Genomic DNA, 22,895 nt, shown 5'->3' on the forward strand with positions numbered 1-22,895 from the left:
TGGTTGTTTGAGTAATTGATAAAAAAATATATTAAAAATTATGTTTTTGATGTTTTTATAAGAAAAAAAAATATAAATTCGTATTTCCAACTATAAAATTATAATTATGAAAAAATCTATTTTCAAGTTATGCTTCTTAGCATTACTTGGGTTAACAATTTCTTGTAGTGAAGATAGCATTGAGAATGAATCTACAGAACAAGTTCAAAATTTTAATCAAGAATTATTATCTACAAAACAAATTAATGATGAAATAAAGAGTACGCTGCAACAAACAGGACAGTTTTATTGGAAAGATGCCTCTTTACAAATGTTGTGGAGTGCTTCTCAACATGGGCAAAATATCATTACCGTTGGTTATGGATCTTCTCAAAGTGATTTTGAAAAAGGAACTTCATCTAAAGCAACAGATATTGAAAAACAATTGTTAGCTATTATATCAAATAATGAATCAAATCCTTCTGGGAAAACTCTTATTTATAGTGATCCAATATTAAATATTATAGATGTGGTTGTTAAGGATCAAAAGACATTATATGAATTAAGAAGAAATATAAATGTTAGATATATAGAGCCGGGAGACTATAGATTTTTCAAGTTTGAAGAAGAAAATGGAACGATGAGAAGTTCAAGTTCTGGTTCTTCTGGTTGTGGTTTTGATTCAGAAACATTGAGTTCATCTGATTATACTTCTATTTCGCCTAATGCAAAAGTGCCTTGGAGTTTCTATCAACATAATATTCCAAGTGCTTGGAATAAGAGTACAGGTTCAGGAATTACTATTGGAGTGATCGACTCTGGTGTTTCTCCTAATCAATCTTTAATGGGAAGTAATTTTAATAACGGTGACTCTTCGGGAAGAAGTGTTCAAAAATATGGCACTTACGTAGACTCATTTTGGCCGTGGTCAACTTCTACAGACGGTCCAAATGATCAGTGTGGTCATGGTACGAGTATGACAGCGACTGCAACTGCTCCAAGAAACAATAAAGGATTACCAGTAGGTGTTGCATATAATGCTAATTTGATTTCATATAGAGCAGCGGCAAATGTAGTTTTAGAAGGATATCATGAACAAAAAGGAGTCCAAAATGCATTTGTTGGATTAGGAAATAATTCTTCTGTGAAAATCATTTCTATGTCAATGGGACATATTTTTTCAGTTGGACGAATTGAAGATGGTGTTAGGTATGCTAATAATAGAGGGAAATTGATATTTTGCGCTGGTGGAACTTCTACTAGTTTTACAAATTTTGTAGGTGTTATTTTTCCAGCTTGGATGAATGAAACAGTTGCAGTTACTGGAATTAAAGAAGGTTCAGGATACAATAAATGTTCAAATTGCCATTCTGGCGATAAAATAGATTTTACTGTTGTAATGGAACGATCTGGTTCTGGAAATACAGCTCCAGTTTTGAGTTATTATGAAAACCAATCCGATTATGTTGGAGGCTCTTCAGTGGCTACAGCTACAACTGCAGGAATTGCAGCTTTGGTTTGGTCTAAGAATCCTAGCTGGAATAAAGATCAAGTATTAAATAAATTGAAACAATCCTCTTCTTTGTATCCTAATAAGAATTCAGAATATGGATATGGAAATATAAATGCAAATTTAGCCGTACAATAAGTTTAGATAATTATTAATTCAAAAGAAAAACCGTTTTTAAAATTTTAAAGACGGTTTTTTTATCCCTGTTTTTTTTAATTTGAATTATTATTTTTTGTACATTTATTGTTATTAACCCCAAACTATCACCTACTATGATTTTAGAATGTCAACAAATCGATAAAGAATTTATCAGTTCTTTACACTTTCCAAGTACAGAAGTATTAGCTGAAAAAGATCAGGTTATTCAAAGAAAAAATGATCTTGAAAGAGCTTTAACTCTTGGTAATTTAGAACATCTTAAAATAAAAATTTACTTTGAAGACGACACTAGTGTTAAAATGACTGAAACAACAATTTGGGGTGTTACAGATAATAGGATTATATTAAAACAAGGAGTTGTTATTCCTTTAAATCGAATTCATAAGATTATTTAACTTCAAGAGCTGTTTTTTAACAGCTTTTTTAAAATAGTTCAATTGAGAATTGGCAATCAAATTTTGAATTAGAGGCTATAATCTCAATCCCTTCTTTTTCTATTATTTTTCCACTTGAATTGTGATTATCTGCAAGACCAAACCAAGGTTCTATACATATAAAAGGTGCTTTTTCTTTGGTCCAAATTCCCAAATATGGAAAGCCTTCAAAGTTTATTTTTAAAAAGGGTTTATTTAAATATTCTAAGGTGATTACTGAGGATTTTAATTGTTTAAAAACCAAAGCATCTTCAGTAAATAAATCATAAAAAAGAGGAATTGTGTTTTTGCTTGACAGAATATTTTTGGTCTTACCTGAAAACAAATCATTTTCTAATACATGACTTTCAAAATGTTCTTTTGAATTAAAGACTAAAGTATAATCTGTAAAATTTTTATCAATTGTAAATGCTGGATGAGCTCCAATTGAAAATGGCATTTCAACTTCGTTTTTATTGATTACTTTATAACTAATGATTACTTTATCCTCAATTATAGTATAACTAATTTGAAGCTCGAAATCAAAAGGATATGTTTTTAATGTGTCTTCATTACTAGAAAAAGAAAAAATAGCTTTCGTTTCTGTTTGATGAATCACCTTAAACTCATGATCTCTTGCAAAACCATGTCTTGATAACGCATAGTCTTTTTCGTTGTATGTGTAAGAATCATTTTTTAATCGTCCTACAATTGGAAAAAGTACTGGTGAAGTTTTGTTCCAATACTTCGTGTCTATTTTCCAAATATAATTAGTTTCTCCTTTTGAAAGAGAAACTAATTCAGCACCAAAAGAATTAATTGATGCTGAAATTTCTTTATTTTTAAGAGTTACTATCATACTATTCTTCTGCTAAACCTTTCCAGTTTCTTATGATTATTGATAAAAAGAACAACGCAATTACTGATACTATGAAGTTTACTGAAAACATTTCTAGTGCGTGATCTTTCAGCCATATGTAAAAAGGATTTTCATAATATTTTTGAATTTCACTGTCATATAAATAGTCTTGATAGCGATAAGCCTCAATAAGCAAAAAATAAACTATTGGAATAAAAGTTGAAAAAGACCAAAGTATCATATTTAAAATTACTCTTGTGAGTTGGATATTTTTTTTAATTGAATAAACCCAAAAGAAATAAATAATGATTCCAACAATAGTAAATAGAATTAGATAGGCATATAACATTCCTGAACCTGAGAAAGCACTAAAAATTCCATAAAAAATATTCAATATTCCTGTAGTTACAATGGCAATTAACCAACTTTTCCCTGTGGTTACTCTAAACGAAAAAATAAGTAACGATAGACCTAATGCTCCATACAAAAAGGAAAGTAACATTTCATATTCAAAATACGAATTAGTATGTGCATCTGAAACGGTATCATATTTTACTTTTAATACATTTTGCTGTACATAATATTTTGAATATTTTCCTGTATCATAATCTTGATAAGGTTGAAATCTTCTATCTGAATAGTTGTACCAACTGTCTGCTTCATATTCGATTAAATAGGGTTTAATGTATAGAAAATTGTCAAAATCGGGATTTTTATAAGTACTTTCAAACCATTTCTCAGGAGTAAGGTTGGTTTTTAAATGATGTTCTTTTATTATTGTTAGATAAGTATTCATCAAGTTTTTAACTTCTTGTTGGCTGTTAGTGTATAGCCAATTTTGAACCTTAAGTTTTAGTATGGAATCTTCTTTAGTAGAATTTACCGTAAAATGAAAATTATTTCTATTAAGTAATGAATATTGATTGTACTTTTTACCATTAAAAATCATATAATCATTGAAAACTTCATTTTCACTTCTTTCATATTCGTACTCATTTGATTTCACAATTTTATTCCCAATGCTATCAATTAATCCAGAAGCTAAAGAATCAATTTCTGTTTGAGCAAAACTTCCATCAATAAAAAAGTCTGCAGCACTAATAATTTCGCATCGTCTTTTTGTTTCTTCAAGTGAAAAATAGTTTTTTTGATGGAATTGTTTACCAAATTGAAAAGGTAAATAAAAGGTGATTAGTAACAGGCAAATGACAAAGATTTGAGCCCATTCGTAAAATAAGGAAGCTCTCGATTTGCTATAAAATGACTTTAAAGAATTATTTTTAAAATAGTTTACTAACCAAAGTATAATTACAATAATGCATAATAAAACACCAAATAACATAGAAAAGGTAGAAATATCATAATTTATTTTGTTGGAAAAGTCAATAGTTCCATCAAAATAGCCTAATCCAAAGAAAATGAGATGAAATAATACTCCAATAATTAGCATTGGAACAAATTTAGTATTCCAAGGTAATGGGTATTTTAATAAAAGTTGTTTTTGTATGTCTTTTAACATGAGTCTTTTTAATTTTAGTTCACAAAGAAGCGACGAGAAGAGTTGGAAATGTTTCGCATATAAGAAATAGAAACCGATTGATAGACAACCGTTTTCATGAAGTCAGTTATCGTTATATGTTCTGGAAAAGTAGCAATATAGGTGCCTCCATTTTGTTCCAAAGAAATAATGCTTATACTACTAAAAACAGTTTTTAACTCGCTTATGCTTTGCGAACTTTCAAATTCAATGATACAGTTTTTAGTGGTTTCATTTTCTGTGTTTAAATTCTTTTGATCTCCTTGTTTTAAAAATACGACTTGGTTTGATGTTTTCTCCACTTCATATAATTGTTGCGAGCTTAATACAATTGCAATAGGTCTAAAAGGAGAATTAGCTATGTTTCTAAAATCATCTAAAATTGTTTGCTGAGCCAAAATATCTAAGTTAGCCAATGGTTCATCAATTAGAAGAATTTTTGGTTTTCGGAGTAACATTCGAGCCAACTCAAATCGCATTTTGTAACCAGAAGATAAACCACTCCAATTATAATTTCTGAATTTTCGTAAACCTAAACGAGTAATAATTAAATCGATAACCAAATTGTTTTCTTCGGGTAAATATCCATAACAACTAGCAGTAAATTCAAGATTTTCGTACATAGAACCTCTCCAAGTATCTGTTCGTTGTGGAATGTAAACAAGTTTTGTTCTTAAGTCATACATGTCTTCATAGTCAAAATGATATTTTATATAACCTGAAGTTGGAGCTAATTCACCACATAAGCTTCTTAAAAGAGTAGTTTTTCCGTTTCCATTTTCTCCTACTAAACCAATTATTTCTCCTGTTTTAATTTCCAAATGAATTGGTCCTAATGTAAAATTAGAATTATACACTTTTCTAACATTATCTACTGTAATAATGATTTGATGTTCGTTTATGGCTTTATCGCTTAAATAGGTATATAAATCACTTAGTAAGGTCTCTAATTTTTGTTTTTTTTCGGCTAAATTTTGTTCATTGGTATCGTTCCAATTTAAAAAATCATTTGTTTTTTTGTAATATTCAATGTTTTCGGTGTCTAAAGTAAAATCGATTATTCTTTTTAGTACTTGATTATAATCTTCAAATTGTAAAAGTTCATGAACTTCTTTAAACTGTTTTTCAAATTCAGTCATATTTTATTTTATATAATTTCTTTTTAATATGGAGTAATGAACACTATCTATAAACTCTCCATTGAAAAAACAATTTTCATGGAAATGCGCTTCTTTTAGAAAACCATTTTTTAATAATACTTTTTCTGAAGCACTATTATTAGGATCAATAATGGCTTCAACTGAGTGTAATCCCATTGTATTGAAACCATAATCTAGAAGTGTTTGTATAGCTTCTGTAATGTAGCCTTTATTTTGATATTCGGGTAATAACATATAACCTATTTCAGAACGATAATTTTCATTTTCTGTTTTGTAAAAACCTATTAAACTAATAAGTTTGTCTTTGCCTTTTTCAGTCATGGCCCAATTAATACCTTCATTAGCATCAATTTTATCCTGGATCATTTTCATGTGTTCTCTAGCTTCTTCTAAGTTAGTAAGCAATGGTCGTGGGATATATTTCATCAACTCAGGATTACTTCTAAGAGCAAATATTTCGTTTACATCAGTATCTCGAATGGCTCTAAATAGTAGTCGTTCTGATTCTAAAACAGGAAAAGGGGAGAAGTTAAGTTGTAACATTTTATTTTAAATTTTGAATGACTTTATCATGTTTTTTAGATAGGAAAATCAACATGCAAATAGCACCTATTGTTGCCAAAAGCATATCTGATTGAGTATCCCAAATGTATCCTTGTGTTCCCAAAAAAGCATCACCACCTTCACCAGTGCCTAATGATATCCACCATTCAATCCATTCATAAGCCGCACTAATAGCTAAACAAATTGATACAATAATGAAATTGAAAAAGCTTTTATTTGATATTACATTTTTACGAATGAATAATTCTCTTACAATTATGGCAGGAACAAAACCTTGTGCAAAATGACCTACTTTATCATAATTATTTCTAGTTTGATGAAAAACTTCTTTTATCCAGTCAAATAAAGGTACTTCTGCATAGGTATAGTGACCACCTAAAAATAAGATGTAACAATGAATGAGTATGAAAATATAAGTAAAATTCGTAAACTGAAATTTTTTATAGGTTATAACTAATATTAGAAGACCTATAATAGCTGGTAATACTTCTAAAAACCAAGTAAAATATTCCTTAGGTTGAATTCCAGAAATAAGTAAACCAACAAAAAAAAGAAGCAGTAAGATTTGTTTTGTTTTCAATGGATATCGTTTTAAACAATATTACGAAATAATTAAAAAAAAAACAGAAAAAAGTCACTGGAAAGAACAAAATTTATCTGTCTCTGTCCATTGACTTTTTTTAGATTTATAAAATGAGTACTTTAAAAAGTATTAAGAAGCAATGTCTCTGTAAGTAGTATTTTCATAATACTTTTTGTAAGCGGTACGAATTGTTTTTTTAAAGTCCATTGGAATTACATTTTCAGGAACCTTTCTTAGTTTTTTTAATGACATGTTTTCTTCTATTACAAATTGTACATGATTGTCAGCATCCAATTTTGTACTTAGAATGGTAATATCATCCATGTTTAATGTTACACTTGCAAATTCCGATTCTTTTGGTTCTTTGTAATCAACCTTGAAATTTTGATAATTCTTTTCAACTTTAGTGAAATCAAAAGTAATGTAAAGTCCATTCATGATTTCTCTATCAACTTGGAAACCAATCAATTTTCCTTCTTCATTTAGAATGTTAATTTTTAAATTTCTCATAGGGATTATTTTTATTGTTTATTCGGTTTAATAGCAATAAAATAGTTTCTCTCTAAAAAAGCTTAACCTTCTTTCTCAAAGTTAGTTTATTAATAATCAGTGGTCAATACGTATTTATACGTATTTTTGGCCTTTTTTTATACGTATTTATACGTACTTTTTGAAAAACACCTTCTTTTTTTTAATTTATGGGATAAAAAAAATCCCATTATAATTTGTATAATGGGATTCGTTTTTTGTAATTATTTAAGGATTAAATATCTCTTAACTTACTTTTTTAAAGAGCTTTCTTTTTGAAGTCGTTTAAACTTTTATTTTATTGAATTTTTTTAGTGCAATTATTATGAAAGCTAGATAATTAAAGCCTAACCAGCTAGCTATTGTTGCGTAAATCTATTTAGTAAGGACCTAAAACTGTCCATCCATACATTTGTTCTCTCAATTTTATATAGCTCATTATAAAGCAATTGGTCGAAATATACATCTCTATCATTATCTCCATTCCTTTTATTGAAATAAACATTTGGATTTATTTCTTTTTTCTTACAACACAACCTAAATTCTTTCGAATCAAAACCTGCATCAGCATTTAAAAAAGTCCATTAACTGGTATATTGGCTTGTTCTAACGTTCCTATTACTACTTCAAACTGGATTTCAATATTATAAAGATCATTATGGTTACCCGCAACTGGGTTTGAAATTGTTAATGGCAACCCTTGTCTGTCACTTAGATACAGAGCATTTGTTGTTTTGCGTTTCTTTCTGCCTTGGTATTCAGCTTCTTCACCACCTCTAATTGCAGAAGTATGACTGCTAACAAAATCAACACTCGAAAGATCAAATTTTGATTTATTTTTCTCTAAAATACAAATCTAACTATTCTTTAAAACATCTTTCTTACACCATTTACGATAATGATAATAAATAGATTGCCATGTCAAGAATTCATCATCAAACAATGATTTCACTGGTAGTTGATGCCATTGAAGACCTGTTTTTAATTTATAAAGAACCGCATTTACTATTTCTTCTAGTGGAACCGTTACTTGAAAACCTCTTTTTGCTAAAGGTAAAAAAGGAACAATTTCAGTTTTTATTATATCTTTGCTAAGTACACTGTAAATAAGGGTTGATTTTGAAATGATTATGTTTTGCAACACAAATTTCGTCAACCTTTTTTTATTTACAAAATAAGTTTAAATCACTTCTCTTTTAAAATGTTAATTTTAAGCCTTTGATAGGTAATTGTTTTCTTGATTACTTGTTTGTAATAATAGAGTACTTTTCTATATGTTTTTCTTCACCTCTTAATATAGTTTTATTGGTTAGTAGAATAATACTTTAAAAGCCAAAAGTATTGCAAGTACACTAAAAATAGATATAATAATTCCTATTATTGTATATTTAGGTGAAATTTTTCCAAGGATGTCATTGTTATTTTTCATTATTCTCCTAGTTCTAATTGATTTTTAATTAAGCTATAATATTTTCCTCTTAATTGTATTAATTCAGCATGAGTACCTCGTTCAATTAAGTCTCCATTGTCCAATACAATTATCTGATCAGCATTTTTTACAGTTGATAATCTATGAGCAACAATTATCATGGTTTTATTCTGAAAATAAGAATCTATATTATTAACAATTATTTTTTCATTTTCAGCATCTAATGCATTAGTTGCTTCATCAAAGAATAAATAATCTGGATTTTTATAGATGGTTCTGGCAATAAACATTCTCTGTTTTTGACCTTGACTTATTCCAACTCCTTCTGGACCAATTATTGTATTTTCTTTTAATGGAAGTCTATCTACAAATGATTTTATATTTGCTAATTCTAATGCTTTATTAAATTTATTTAGATCGGGTTCTTCGTCTAAAGTGATATTATATTTTATTGTGTCTGAAAAAATAACACTATCTTGAAGAATTACACCGCATTTATTTCTCCATAATTGGTTATTTATTTCGTTGATATTGTGTTCACCAACTTTAATAATACCATTTTTTTGTTTGTGAAATTTTAATAATAATTTTAGAAGAGATGTTTTTCCGCTTCCGCTAACTCCTACAATGGCAGTAGTTTTGTTTTTTGGAATGGTTAAATTAATATCTTTTAAGATAAGTGTTTTGTTGTCGTATGAGAAATCAACATTTTCTAATTGTAAATCTAAAATATTGTTTAATTCATTTATTTCAGATAAGTTTTCTTCGTCCTTTTTATTGTGAATTTCGTTTAATCTTTCAAAGCTAACTTTTACAAGTTGAAATTGTAAAACAAAATTGATAAATTGACCTATTGGACCATTTAAGCCTCCTAGAATAAACATTATAGACAACATTGTTCCTATTGTTAGGCTTCCATTCATAACGGCTATTGAAGCAAAGAATACAACTAAAATTGTTTGAAAAAAACTAACAAATCTATAGCTTTCATATTTTTGTGTAATTTTTAATTTTTCAATATTGTTAAGATATAAATTCTTTTGAATTTTTTGCCACTGTTCTGTTTTTTGTTTTTCTAGATTATTTAATTTAATTTCCTGTATTGAGGAGATTAATTCATATATTTTATTTTGATCATTAGATTGAAGAGCAAAATTTTTATGATCATTAATCCTTATTTTTTCTAAAAAACTAAAAATCCATATTAATTCTATAATTGTACCAATTACTACTACTAAAAAGATATTTAAATTAAAATAAAATAGAATTGAAGAATAGATTAAGATGCTAAAAAAAGAAAATATAGTTTGAATTAGATCTTTTGATAAAAAGCCCTCTATCCGTTTATGATCTTGTATTCTTTGTATTAAATCACCAATGTTTTTTGAATTAAAGAATCGAATGGGTAATTTCATTAATTTAATAAGAAAATCAGAAATGATAGACAAACTAATTCTACTACTTATATGAATGAACAGCCATGATCTATAAAATTCTAATGATATTTTGCTTATGAAAACAATTACTTGTGCTAATAGAACTAAATATATAAAGTTTAAGTCTTTAAATAACACACCTTTATCTATAATTTTTTGTGTAAAAAAAGGGAAAATAAGTTCTATACAAGAAGATAGTAATAGAGTTAATGAAATTAATACTAATTGTATTTTATGGTTTCTTAAATATTTAGTTACATAATTTAAATTTACTTTTTTATCTTCGTTGGTATTAGTATTATTAAATATGACTTCAGTAGGTTCTAATAATAAAATTATACCTTCTTCTTCGTTTTGTGTCCAGCCTTTTAAGAATTCTTCTTTTTTATATACTGTTTTCCCAAAAGCAGGATCAGCAACATAAATTTTATTTTTTTCAATCTTATAAACAACTACAAAATGATTTTGATTCCAAAAAAAGATAGCTGGAGTAGAGATATTTTCAGATGCTTTTACTAAATCTAATTTTACAGTTAAAGTTTTAAAACCTAACTTTTTTGATATTTTTTCTAAATCTGATATGGATATGCCTTGTTTCAGTAAATTGGAATTTATAATAGTATCATTATCAATACCAAAACTATTATTATAATACTTACCTATCATTTTTAGACATGCGAAACCGCAATCTTGACTATCTAATTGTTTAAAGAAAGGAAATTTTTTTATCATTTTATTACTGGGCAAACTTTACATATTTTAATACCTTCTTGATAATACTATCTGCATTTATCTCTTAATTATGCAGTTTTCAGAATTATAAATTATTGTATTTTTAATATTGTTTAAAATTTTAGATGGAATTAAACATTCTTTTCCTGTCCAATTAGTGCATTCTTTTGTTTCACAGGTAGCAGATAATCGCGCATTATTTTTTGGTAAATTATTTTTTAAATTTGAATCAAGATAAATAAGTATACCATCTTTATCATAATATCCTATTACTTCATTTGAATTTTTGCTATCATTATTAGGACATTTTTTCATACTATTATTTTATTCTCGGATTATTTTTTCAAAACCAACTCTTTCAAATATTAGTTCTCTATATTGTGTGAGGATTGTATTTTTAGTTTCTAATGCATTAATAGAGTTCTTGATAATATTATTTTTACAGCCATTTAATAGCTCTAAATCGTTATTTGAGAATATTACTTTCATCACTTTTTTTAATTGGTTATTAATTCATTTTTCCTAAAACTTTCTAATAAATCCATATATCCGGTAGACTCTATATTAGGAATGTTATTTTCAATCATCTCTAAAGCTTCTTCATAAGTAACTTTTTTTACTCCTGATTCCTCGATTATTTCATTTGGAATATCATCAATTATTACATTTTGTATATGTGTAATTACTTTTAATAAATCTTTGCAATAAATAGATGGGTTATTAAATCCATTTTTTGAATTATACCTATGTGGTAAATAGCCTCCTCCACAAACTTCATTTACAGGACAGGCTAAACATTTTTTGGCTAAATATTTTTTACTATTATAATATGTTTTTATTAGGTCGCTATGAAATACGTCGTCTAACTCATTTGTAGCAAGATTAAATTTGTGTTTTGTAAATTCTTCACCGCATATTTTTAAAACATCTAAAGGCTCTATATCTCCATTTGTTTCTACTACGGCAATCTTGTTTTCTCCTTTTCCAGCACTTTCTGTTCCTCTTTCACTTCCAAGAATATAACTAATTATATCCTCAAATTTTCTTATTCGAAGTCTTTCTTTATCATCTAACTTATACCAATAATCAAATAATTCAATCAACCAATTTGAATTTTTAAGATCTGATATTACGATATCGTCATTGCTTAAAGTGTCATAGTTTTCGTCTAATAGTAAAAAGTTTATACCAGTAAAACTTAAACTTTTGAATGTTTCATAAGATTCAATAGGAGATGCTTCTAAATTTACTACAGATAAGCAACCTATAGGGTGATTGAGATGTTTTTTTGCAACTTCAATTCCTTTTTTTACATTTTCAAAGGTTCCATTTCCTTTTTTATCAACTCTATATTGGTTATTAATTTTTTCATTTCCGTCTAAACTTATACCAACACCTACATCATATTCATTAAGTAATTTACAATGTTCTTCACTAATTAATATACCATTAGTTTGTACTGCAAAACTTATATTTATGGAAGATTCCTTGTCTAAACTGCTAAGTGTTTCTAAAAAATATCTTAAATCATTAACATCAGTTAGTAAAGGTTCTCCACCATGAAGTATTACATAAAACTTCTTCAATTCATGTTTTACACAATGATTTTTTATTTTATTTTTTAAGTTTAATATTGTTTCTTTCGACATAAATTTTGGTTGTGATTTATATGATTGATCAGCATGATTATACATATAACAATAAGTACAATTTATATTACATCTACTAGCAATTTTGACAACTAAAGCTTCTATATTCATAATTTAGATATATAAGGTTATTTTGAATGAAAGATAGAGTCTGTATATAAATGTACACAGACTCTAATTTAAACTAATTATTCATGAATTATTTTTTCGAAAATATATCTTTCATAAGCTAGTTCTTGGTAGCCTGTAAACCCTCCTACTGCTTCATTTTCAAGATCTAAAATTGCATTTTTTAAAGCCTCATTTTCAATTAATCCAGACTTTTTTACTAATAAATTAGTGTCTTTTTTTCTAAATGTAAACATAATTTTATAATTTTTGTGTTAAACATTGAATCATAGTTTATAGAGATTAATCCTTTTATTTTCACTCTTTTGCTTGCAAGCAATGGTCTATTTAAAAAATCTTTTCTTACATTGTACACTGTAAAAATTAGATTATCAAATACTTATTTAATTCTTTGTTTTTCTTCTTTATTACTACCAATTCTACCCTTAATTTTTAGTTCTTTACCAAAACTGTATACTAGTGATATTCTTATTCTTCTAACATCTCTATAATCAAGGTTAATTTGTTTAATGTTATTTACATATTGTGTGAATGTTTGTTTATCTGTTTTTAAAATATCTATAGCATTAATAGATAATTGTAAATTCTTATTGAAAAAATTTGTTTTAAACCCTAAATTCAAGCGATAAAAGCTAGATAGTTTGTAACTCCCTGCTATTGAAGGTAAGTTATACATGAAGCCTAAGCTTAATTTATATTTTTTTTCTTTATCTAAAATAAAAGTATTGTTAGTTTTAAAACTACCAGACCAGTTAGATATATCAGGAATGATAGAGTTAATATTTGAATTTGTTTTATAATAAAAGATAGAAATATCACTATTATTTTCCCAGTAACTTTTTATTTTAAAGGAATAAGCTTCTAGAAAACCATAGTTAATTTGATTATAAAAATTATTTGGAGTAACTCTTTGAATAATTGAGTTAGGTTCTGTATAAGTAACTTGATCAAACCCATTTTTTATATGAGAAATATATAATAAAGAATATGAATTTTTATAGATATATGCTAATTCGAAGTTATTAGTTACATATGGTTGTAAGAAAGGGTTTCCCTCTGAATAGTTAAAAGAAGTTGAATAAAATCTAAATGGGTTTAAGTCGTTATATGATGGTCTATTAATTCTCTTATTGTAATTCAATGAAATAATTTTATAATCATTAATCATGTAATTTAGATATAGGGTGGGAAATAGTTTGAAATAATCATTCTTGTTTACTTGACTTAAAGTTTGAGAAACTCCTTTCGTTTGAGTGTTTTCAGCTCTAAGTCCAAATTGAAAGTCAAGTTTTTCAGTTAAATTTTTTGTTCCTGAAAAGTATAGAGCTTGTATTCTTTCTTTATAGTTAAATGTATTAGATTGTAGCGTATCTTCGACAGGTGTTCTTGAAGTTGTATTATAAAATTGTACTATACTATTATTTTCAATGAATGTTAACTTTGTTCCAAAATTTAGATTAATCCACTTAGTAGGATAATCAAAATCTAATCGAGTTGTAACAATGTCAATTTTTAAATCACTAAAATTATTAGCAGCAAAATAGTTATCGGGTTTTATTGTTCCATTAGGGAAAAAGGAATTACTATAAAAATCATTATCTGTTTTGGATTCATAGTTTACATAGTCAATGTCAAAATTTATTTTTCGTCCTAGGGTATCTAAATTGGTTATATAATATGCATTATATGTATTTGTCTTTCTTTTTATTTCAATTCTAGATTCATTTTTTATTAAAGAATCTAACATTTTTGAATTATTATAAATAAATGAATTGTTTTTAGTTTTTATTAATGGTAAACTATTTGAAAATGAATATTCTCCACCAATTCTTGTTTTTGAGGAAATTTTATAATCAATAGTAGATCTGGTACTTAATGAATTTGAAAAACTTTTTCTAAAACTTTCTTCTTCCCAAATATAGTTTGGATATTTAATTGAATATTCTTGATATGGTTTCATACTTCCATTAGAATAATTTACATCCGAAGTAAGCGTTAAATTGTTTTTTCTATAGTTTAAATTTAAACCACCAGAACCTATTGATGTCTTTGATTGAGAAAGTGAACTATTTAGGCTCCCATTAAAAGTATTATTTTTCACTTTTTTTGTAACAATATTAATTAATCCACTATTCCCTTGTGCATCATATTTTGCAGGAGGACTTGTGATTACTTCAATTTTTTTTATTTCGTCAGATTTTAGATTTTTTAAAAAACTAGTTAAATCTTCTCCTGATAAATTGATTAGTCTATCATTAATCATTACGTTCATACTACTTTTTCCAATCATTGATATTTGAGCATTGTTTATTCTTAAACCTGGTGTTATCTTTAAAGCCTCTAAACCATTTCCACCACTTGCATAAACACTATTTTCAACATTAAAAACTAATCGATCAACTTTTCTCTCAATTAATTTCTTGTCTAAAGTGACTACAACTTCTTGTAAAGATTTTGTTGTGTTAATTTTAATTATTCCTATATTAGTATTACTACTCATTTGAAATTCCTTGTTATATAAAATATCTCCTATCTGTCTTATTTGTAAAATGAAATTCTCTCTTTCACTTTCTATAGTAAACATTCCATTTTTATCAGATAATTCCATTTTTAAAGGAATACTATCTTTTGAAACTAATATTATTTCTGCAAAAGGAACGGGAATATTTTCATTACTCTGGATTTGTCCAGTAATTTTTATTTGTCCATTGATGTTGAAAGCAATTAATAAAAAGATTATTAAAGTTAAAGTTTTGATTTTCATGTTTTAAAACTCTCTTTTTAGGCTTAATATAAAATTTACGAGTTATATATTAAGTTTTTATTGTTTATTTGTTTGACCCAAATGTATCATATTGTAATGTTAAAAAGATATATATATATTGTGTATTTTGTTAAAGTTTTATATTTGTTGCATAAAAAAAACCGTTATGATGTATCATAACGGTTTTTTTTAAAGTTTAAAGTACTTTTTATATATCTCTTAACTTGCTTAGTTTCTCTTTCCAAAGTTTTAATTCTTCTTTGTGTTTCTCAATGCTTTTCTCCACTTCTTTAATAAATGGATTTTCACCTTTTGAACTGCTACTTATGAATTGAATGTTATTTTCTAATTGTAAAATTTCATTCTGAACTTCATCAATTTTTTTTCTTAAAAAGTATTGTTCTTTTTCTAAAGAACGATTGTCTTCATTTTCTACCCATTGATCTAATTTGGCATTAAATTTCATCATTTCGGTATCTTTTTTAGACAAGCTTAATTTTTCGAATAAAGCATCTAGAATTTTGTTGAATTTTCCTTCAATATGTCTTCTGTTAAAAGGAACTCTTCCAAGCGATTTCCAAGCTTCGATATGTTCTTTTATAGCGTCTAAATCAGTTTTATGATTACCTGTTAGTTCAAAAGATTTTAAGTTTTCTAAATAATTCTTTTTATCATCAAAAGCTTTTACTTCATCTTCATTTTCGGCATTTCTTACGGCATGCATTCTATCAAAGTAATGATTACAAGCATCTTTAAAGTCTTTCCAGATTTTATCAGAATATTTACGAGGAACATGTCCAATTTTCTTCCAATCCTCCTGAATTTGCTTCATTATTGGAGTGGTAGCTTTAAAGTCTTCACTTTCTTTTAAAGATTCTGCTTTTTCAACTAAAGCTAGTTTCTTATTAAGATTCTCTTGTTGTTCATGCTTAATGTCTTTGTAAAAAGCATTTTTGTTTACATTGAAGTTTCTTACAGCTGTTTTAAACGCTGCCCAAGTGTCTTCTGTAACTTCAGCAGGCACTTTTCCAGCTTTAAAGAAACTCTCACGTAAAGCTTCCATTTTCTTTATTTGTGCTTGCCAACCGTTGTGCGAGTTAATGTTTTCATTTCCTAAAGCTACTATTTGAGCAATGATTTCATTTTTCTTAGCTAAATTTTCAACTTCACGTTCTTTGGCTTGACCAAAATAAGCTTCACGCTTGTCATGAATTTGTTTGGTAATATCACTAAACTCATTCCAAATAGCTTCTCTATATTCTCTGTCAACAGGACCGATTTCTTCTTTCCAAACACGGTGTAGTAATTGCAATTCACGGAAAGCTTTTAAGATATCAGTTTCATCTAATAAAAGTTTAGCACGCTCAATAATAGCTTGTTTTTGCTCTAAATTATTTTTAAAATCTTGATCACGAGCTTCTTTATCTAAGTGAATTAAATCATAAAAACGTTCAATGTGGAAATGAAAATTATTCCATACAATGTTGTATTTATCTCTTGGAATCGATCCTGCTGCTTTCCATTGCTCTCTGATATCGTTTAATTTCTTAAACATATCAGCTATAGAAAGTGTTTCGTCAGTTCCGTCCACTAAATTTTTTAATTCTTCAATAATCTCGTTTCTTACCGATAAATTACTTTTAAGATTCTTTTGTAATTGGTTGTAATGATTATTTCTATTAGTTTTATAATCATCATAAGCGGCATCAAATTTATTCTTTAATGGGAAATGATATTCAAAAGAAGCATTTTCATCGGTATTAGATTCATTAAATTCTTCACGTTTTTCATCAATTAAATGATGATACTGATTCATAAATGATTTTCTAATCTCTTCTACATGGTCTTTAATAGCCATTACTTTGTGATTATGTACTAACTTGTCCAATTCGGCAGTTAGTTCCTCCATTGTAAGAGAATCGTAGTCCAACATAGGGATAATATGTTTATCCTGGATAGAGTCGTCTTCGTTCTCTTCTGCATTTGAATTATCAATCTCTTCTAAAGCTGATTGACTGATTGTAATTACATTCTCCTGAGACTCTTGCTCTTTTTGTCCGTCTGCATTTTGCAGGTTATCATTCTTTTCTTCTAACATCATTACATGCTTAAGGTTACTAATTGCGACCGAAGATAATAAAGGCTGTGCAAAATTCAAAGAAAAACCGTTAATTTATGTGGAACAAGGCTGTTGGTTGTTTTTGTTAGTCTTTTTTAATTGCTCTTCGAAGATTACAAAATGCTTGAAATTTTGAATTGCATTTTAAATTCAAATTGATTATTGGATATGAAAAGTAGTATAGGTTTAAATTTAAACTTTATCAGTGCTTTTATACTGTCTAAGTTCATGTAATAAAAAGGGAAATAATCCTAAAATTAAACTGATTAGGAAGATAAAGTCGGTTTTTATATCAAAGTGTTTTAAAATCCTTTTTCCATCTAAGCAAGCTGAACATTCTGCTAGTTTTAAAGCACTGTCTACATAAGTGATTAATACAGTTGAAATCAAAAAAATAAAAATACTAGTAGCACATTTTGATACTATTTGCTTTGAATTTAGTTTTTGGATAAAAAAAAAGCACAAAGTAGTAAAAAAAGCAAAAGAATAGACAAATAAATTACTTGCAAAATGAAGGTTAAGTTTTTGAATTCTAAAACTAATTCTTTGATTAGAAAGTAATATATATAAATTGTAAATATAGTTTCTATATGTGCCTTCAAAAATAAAGGCTACGATACAAGAACTTATAAAAATAAGTAATGCGAAAACAATTTTTTTTAAGATTTTTATCAAATTATTGGATTGAAATTCTGTGCAATTTATATTTTTTACTGACTACTAATATTACCCATTCCAAATGCTCCAAGCTTTTTCTGCTTGAAAAACAAGCATTTCATATCCGTTTTTGGTTTTTGCACCTTGTTCTTTAGCTTTTCTTAAAAAAGTAGTTTCTTCAGGGTTATAAACGAGATCAAAAGCAATATGATTTTTGGTAAATAAAGAATAGTCTAAAGCAGGAGCTTCATCTATTTTTGGATGTGTTCCTACAGGTGTAGTATTTACAATTATTTGGTATTCGTCGAATACTTCTTTAGTTAACTCTTCGTAGGATAGTTGGAATTCATTTGGATTTCTTGAGACAAAATCATATTCAATTTTCAGTTTTTTAAAAGCAAATGCAATGCCTTTACTAGCACCACCAGTTCCTAAAATAAGTGCTTTTTTATGATGGTCTTCAAGTAAAGGTTTTAATGCTTTTTTAAAACCATAATAATCTGTATTGTGACCTTTTAATTTCTTTTTTTTAGAAATTGTGATGGTGTTTACAGCTCCTATTATTTTAGCTGTTTTTGATAATTTATCCAAATAAGGAATAATTTCTTCTTTATAAGGAATTGTTACATTTAAGCCTTTTAAACCTTTTGTTTCTGCTAAAGTTTTTGGAAAATCTTTTATAGACTTTAGATCAAAATTTAAATACTCACAGTTATCAAAATGAAGTAATTGAAACTTTTCAGAAAAGTATTTTCTTGAAAACGAATAGCTAATGTTTTTGCCAATTAGCCCAAACTTAATCTGCTTTTTATTTTTCTTTTTTTTTGGCATGCAGTATTAATTTTTACCAAGTTTATTGGCAATTTTTTCTAAACCGAAAATTAACATAAATCCGCAAACTAACATAATTATGGCTGTTAAAATTTGAGGATTTCCATTAAAATAGTTTGGTAGAATACTTTTCTCTATAAACGGAATTGTTTCACCATGACTATTAACTCTGGTTTCTAAGATTTCTTTCCAAGGCCAAATTTTATTTAATGAGCCAATCATGAACCCAATTAGTAAAGCTAAAGTGATATTTTTATGATGAGAAAACATCCAAGTTAGTATTTTGGAAAACAATTTTAACCCTATAATTGCTCCAAGAACAAATGTCATTAATTTTAACAAAGCTTGACCAATAATTTCAAAATCCATGTTTGAAAGACCTTCTCTAAATTGATTGATGGTTCCAATTACTGTTTGGTAGGAGCCCATTAATAATAAAATGAATGCTCCAGAAACACCTGGTAAAATCATAGCAATTATAGCTAAAAATCCTGATAAAAATAGATAAGGAAAGCTTTCTGGTGACTCTACAGGTCTGGCAATAGTGATGTAGTAGGAAACGACTATACCAATTAGTAAAGCAAGTATAGCTTTAGCAGACCATTTACTTATTTCTTTCCAAATCAATAAGATACTAGCTATTACTAATCCGAAAAAGAAAGACCAAACGAGAATGGGTTGGTTTTCTAAAAGATGAGTTATTAATTTTGAAAAAGTCAAAACACTTATAGCGATTCCTGTTAATAGTGCTAATAAGAAATTTCCATTGATAGCGGCCCAAGTGGCTTTCAATCCGTTTTGCTTTACACCTTTTAGTGTAGAAAAGTTAACTTTATTAATACTATCAATTAATTCTTGATAAATTCCAGATATAAACGCAATTGTACCTCCAGAAACTCCTGGTACTACATCGGCAGCACCCATTGCAATTCCTTTTAAAGTGATTAAAAGATAATCAGGAAAAAGTTTTCTCATAGTATAAAATAAGTGTCATTCAGAGTAAAGTGTTTTTAACTCTGAATGACAAATTTATAAAAACTATTTGTTAGTTTCTGTATTTTTCAATGATGTTTTGAACTGTTTTTTTCTTCCACATATTTGGGAACTGTTCCTGAATAATAGTATGGTTATTAAAATTAATACGTAGCCCATTGTTCAAATGAAAATTTCCTTTTCTCGTTTCTTTAGAGATATGATACAATCCTGCTAAACGATATTCTATTTCAAATTCGTCTGGGAATATTTCAGAGGCTTGTAATAAGATATCAATTGCTGTTTCATATTCACCAAGTTGTTGCAACATTTGTGACCATAAAATAAAAGTGTCTAAATGTATGTCTCCTGATTCAAAAGCTTTTCTATAGCCTAATTCTGCTTCTTCATAAAATTGTAAACCATGATTGATAGCGGCATATCTTTTCCAATATAAACTATTGTCAGCATCAATTCCTATAGCTTTGTTTGCGTAATAAATGGCTTTTTGAAAGTTTTTCTGACGTATATAAAAATCAGTAATAGCAATCCAAGCTTTGTCTAAAAGAGGATCTTCATGTACAGTTTTAAGATAGAATTTTAAAGCTAAATCTTTTCTACCTAATTTTTCATGACATTTTCCAACTCTTAATAAGGCAAAAGAAGTTGGATCATCAAGTTCCATAGTTATAGTATAACAATCAATAGCATCCTGATATTTTTTTAATTTTTCAAGACCTTTTGCTTTTTCAAGATAAGCACCTAAGAATGATTCGTCTATTACTGTTGCATAATCAAATGCCCAAACCGATTTTTCATAATTTTTTAAAGCATAATATTGTCTACCCAATTGATGCCAAGCTACTTCACTAAATGGCTTTTTGTCTATAAATTTTTCTAGATAAACTATAGCTTCGCTATTTTGGTCTAAAAAATCAAAACAATAAATGATATTGTATAAGGCAGAATAATCGTCAGCGTCTTCTTCTAAACACTTAATGAAAAATTCTTTTGCTTTTTCTAATTCATCCATAAACAAGTATTCCATTCCTATCATAGAATATACATCCGCAAAATCATCAGTAAATCGTAAAGCGGTTTTTAAGGAGTCTATAGCTTTTTCATGCTGATCTCTCTTTGAAAAAATATTGGCTTGTTGAATATATATTTCTTCGTTTGTGGGCTCTATCGCATATAATTCAGTTAATAACTTTTCAGCAATATCTAATCGATCTTCATAGATTAGCATTTCAACTTGAACTAGTCTTAAACCAGTTGACTTTGGATGTTGTTCTTGTCCTAGTTTTAATGCCTTTTTTGCTAAATTCATTCGACCAGTATCCATATAATGAAGAATAATATCTTCAAACTCTTCAGAATCAAAGAAAAAGACCTTGTTGGTTTTTAGCATTGATTCAAACTTAGATAAGGATAAGTTGTTTTCTTCTTCTTCATGACTCAATCTCATAGCAATCAATTTTATGGGTTTTGTCTTAATATTAAAAGTAAGACTTTTTATGGGATAAACTAATTTTAATACGAATTGTTTTAAACAATTTAATTAACAATTTTCAATTGCAATTACAAAAAAAAACAATAGTATTTACGTTTTTAAAATAAAAAATCAATAAACGACCTTACTTTTTTAATTCTTGTACTTCATCTAGTACTTCAAGAATGATGCCACAACCTTTTTTAATTTCTTCTTTTGAAATAGTTAAAGGTGGAGTGATACGGATGGCTTTACCTTCAAACAATAGCCAGAATAAAATGACACCTCTTTTATGACATTCAAGAATTACTTGATTGGTTATTTCAGGACTTTCTGTCATGGCAGCAAGCATTAAACCTTTTCCTCTTATTTCCTTTATGAGTGGATGAATGAGTAATTTACGAAATAATTGCTCTTTTTCTAAGGTTTCTTCCATTAAATTGGTTTCTGTTATTTCTTGAAGAGTAGCCAAAGCAGCAGCAGCAATTACAGGATGACCACCAAAAGTAGTAATGTGACCTAATTTTGGATCATGACTTAATAAATCCATCATTGCAGCTGAAGCGGTGAAGGCACCAACAGGCATGCCGCTTGCCATTCCTTTTCCCATAACAATCACATCAGGAATCATGTTATAATTTTGGAATCCAAATAATTTTCCTGTTCTTCCAAAACCAGGTTGGATTTCATCTAAAATTAGAACAGTCCCTGTTTCATTACAGCGTTTTCTTACTTTTGATAAAAAATCATTTTCAGGTTGAATAAAACCTGCTCCACCTTGTATGGTTTCTAATAAAATTCCTGCTGTTTTAGTGGTTATTTTTTCTAAATCTGCTTCATTGTTAAATGTAATAAAATCTACATCAGGAATTAAAGGGCGAAATATTTGTTTACGTTCTTCAAAGCCCATAACACTCATACTTCCCATTGTATTACCATGATAGGCATGGTGACATGATATTAATTGACTTCTACCTGTTACTCTTCGTGCTAACTTTAAAGCACCTTCTATAGCTTCTGTTCCTGAGTTTACTAAATAGGTTTTATTTAATGGTTCAGGTAGGAGAGAGGCTAATAACTTACAAAATTCTGTTGCAGGTTGTTGGGCATATTCTCCATAAACCATTACGTGAGAGTATTTGTCTAGTTGTGCTTTTATGGCATCGTTTACACGCTTGTTTTGATGGCCTAAGGTATTGGCTGAGACACCAGCGACAAAGTCTAAATAAGCTTTTTTATTGGTATCATAAATATAACTTCCTTTTGCATGAGAAATTTCCATAGCTAAAGGATGTGGTGAGGTTTGTGCTTGGTATTTAAAAAAATCTTCAATCATTTTAATTGTTGATTTAGGGAATTTGTTTTTTATTTAAAGAAAAGCGGCAATAACTAA

19 protein-coding genes and 1 pseudogene are annotated in these 22,895 nt (G+C 27.7%); 2 read left to right on the forward strand and 18 right to left on the reverse strand.

The window, feature by feature from the left end; genetic code table 11:
* Positions 1 to 106: 106 nt before the first annotated feature.
* Positions 107 to 1,627, forward strand: coding sequence for a S8 family peptidase (locus FIA58_RS19270; RefSeq protein WP_140964332.1), 1,521 nt, complete (start codon positions 107 to 109; stop codon positions 1,625 to 1,627).
* Positions 1,628 to 1,761: 134 nt separating this feature from the next.
* Complete coding sequence (locus tag FIA58_RS19275) at positions 1,762 to 2,043, forward strand: hypothetical protein (protein WP_140964333.1); 282 nt, start codon at positions 1,762 to 1,764, stop codon at positions 2,041 to 2,043.
* Positions 2,044 to 2,071: 28 nt separating this feature from the next.
* Here the strand turns inward: FIA58_RS19275 and FIA58_RS19280 are convergent, their stop codons facing one another.
* The 18 genes and pseudogenes from FIA58_RS19280 to FIA58_RS19365 all read right to left on the reverse strand — a co-directional run bounded on the left by FIA58_RS19280 (position 2,072) and on the right by FIA58_RS19365 (position 22,838).
* Positions 2,072 to 2,920: an aldose 1-epimerase family protein gene (locus FIA58_RS19280; protein ID WP_140964334.1), complete on the reverse strand. Its 849-nt coding sequence runs from the start codon at positions 2,918 to 2,920 to the stop codon at positions 2,072 to 2,074.
* Position 2,921: 1 nt separating this feature from the next.
* Positions 2,922 to 4,439 (reverse strand): hypothetical protein, encoded by a 1,518-nt coding sequence (locus tag FIA58_RS19285; protein WP_140964335.1) that lies wholly within the window; start codon positions 4,437 to 4,439, stop codon positions 2,922 to 2,924.
* Positions 4,440 to 4,453: 14 nt separating this feature from the next.
* On the reverse strand, positions 4,454 to 5,596 hold the full coding sequence (locus FIA58_RS19290; RefSeq protein WP_140964336.1) for an ABC transporter ATP-binding protein: 1,143 nt from the start codon (positions 5,594 to 5,596) through the stop codon (positions 4,454 to 4,456).
* Positions 5,597 to 5,599: 3 nt separating this feature from the next.
* Positions 5,600 to 6,160, reverse strand: coding sequence for a GNAT family N-acetyltransferase (locus FIA58_RS19295; RefSeq protein WP_140964337.1), 561 nt, complete (start codon positions 6,158 to 6,160; stop codon positions 5,600 to 5,602).
* 1 nt (position 6,161) lies between these two features.
* A complete protein-coding gene (locus FIA58_RS19300) occupies positions 6,162 to 6,761 on the reverse strand; it encodes a DUF2238 domain-containing protein (RefSeq protein ID WP_140964338.1) in 600 nt (199 codons plus the stop codon).
* 132 nt (positions 6,762 to 6,893) lie between these two features.
* On the reverse strand, positions 6,894 to 7,274 hold the full coding sequence (locus FIA58_RS19305) for a hypothetical protein (RefSeq protein ID WP_140964339.1): 381 nt from the start codon (positions 7,272 to 7,274) through the stop codon (positions 6,894 to 6,896).
* Positions 7,275 to 7,577: 303 nt separating this feature from the next.
* Positions 7,578 to 8,436 (reverse strand): annotated as a pseudogene (locus FIA58_RS19310) (transposase).
* Between the two features lie 284 nt (positions 8,437 to 8,720).
* Entirely contained in the window at positions 8,721 to 10,889 is a 2,169-nt protein-coding gene (locus FIA58_RS19315; RefSeq protein WP_140964340.1) for a peptidase domain-containing ABC transporter, read from the reverse strand.
* A gap of 57 nt (positions 10,890 to 10,946) precedes the next feature.
* A complete protein-coding gene (locus FIA58_RS19320) occupies positions 10,947 to 11,204 on the reverse strand; it encodes a hypothetical protein (protein ID WP_140964341.1) in 258 nt (85 codons plus the stop codon).
* 9 nt (positions 11,205 to 11,213) lie between these two features.
* On the reverse strand, positions 11,214 to 11,378 hold the full coding sequence (locus FIA58_RS19325; RefSeq protein ID WP_165928959.1) for a hypothetical protein: 165 nt from the start codon (positions 11,376 to 11,378) through the stop codon (positions 11,214 to 11,216).
* A gap of 8 nt (positions 11,379 to 11,386) precedes the next feature.
* Complete coding sequence (locus FIA58_RS19330; RefSeq protein ID WP_140964342.1) at positions 11,387 to 12,649, reverse strand: radical SAM protein; 1,263 nt, start codon at positions 12,647 to 12,649, stop codon at positions 11,387 to 11,389.
* Positions 12,650 to 12,726: 77 nt separating this feature from the next.
* Entirely contained in the window at positions 12,727 to 12,903 is a 177-nt protein-coding gene (locus FIA58_RS19335; RefSeq protein ID WP_165928960.1) for a hypothetical protein, read from the reverse strand.
* Between the two features lie 143 nt (positions 12,904 to 13,046).
* Positions 13,047 to 15,431: an outer membrane beta-barrel family protein gene (locus tag FIA58_RS19340; protein ID WP_140964343.1), complete on the reverse strand. Its 2,385-nt coding sequence runs from the start codon at positions 15,429 to 15,431 to the stop codon at positions 13,047 to 13,049.
* A 208-nt stretch (positions 15,432 to 15,639) separates the two neighbouring features.
* Positions 15,640 to 17,529, reverse strand: a complete 1,890-nt coding sequence (locus FIA58_RS19345; RefSeq protein WP_140964358.1) for a DUF349 domain-containing protein — start codon at positions 17,527 to 17,529, stop codon at positions 15,640 to 15,642.
* Between the two features lie 747 nt (positions 17,530 to 18,276).
* Complete coding sequence (locus FIA58_RS19350) at positions 18,277 to 19,038, reverse strand: shikimate dehydrogenase family protein (protein ID WP_140964344.1); 762 nt, start codon at positions 19,036 to 19,038, stop codon at positions 18,277 to 18,279.
* Positions 19,039 to 19,044: 6 nt separating this feature from the next.
* Positions 19,045 to 20,013 carry a DUF368 domain-containing protein gene (locus FIA58_RS19355; protein WP_140964345.1) on the reverse strand — a complete coding sequence of 323 codons (969 nt, stop codon included), beginning with the start codon at positions 20,011 to 20,013 and terminating at the stop codon, positions 19,045 to 19,047.
* A 70-nt stretch (positions 20,014 to 20,083) separates the two neighbouring features.
* Complete coding sequence (locus tag FIA58_RS19360; RefSeq protein WP_140964346.1) at positions 20,084 to 21,478, reverse strand: tetratricopeptide repeat protein; 1,395 nt, start codon at positions 21,476 to 21,478, stop codon at positions 20,084 to 20,086.
* 169 nt (positions 21,479 to 21,647) lie between these two features.
* Positions 21,648 to 22,838, reverse strand: a complete 1,191-nt coding sequence (locus FIA58_RS19365) for an aspartate aminotransferase family protein (protein ID WP_140964347.1) — start codon at positions 22,836 to 22,838, stop codon at positions 21,648 to 21,650.
* Positions 22,839 to 22,895: the final 57 nt, after the last annotated feature.

It is taken from the genome of Flavobacterium jejuense (assembly GCF_006491595.2).
GTDB lineage: Bacteria > Bacteroidota > Bacteroidia > Flavobacteriales > Flavobacteriaceae > Flavobacterium > Flavobacterium jejuense.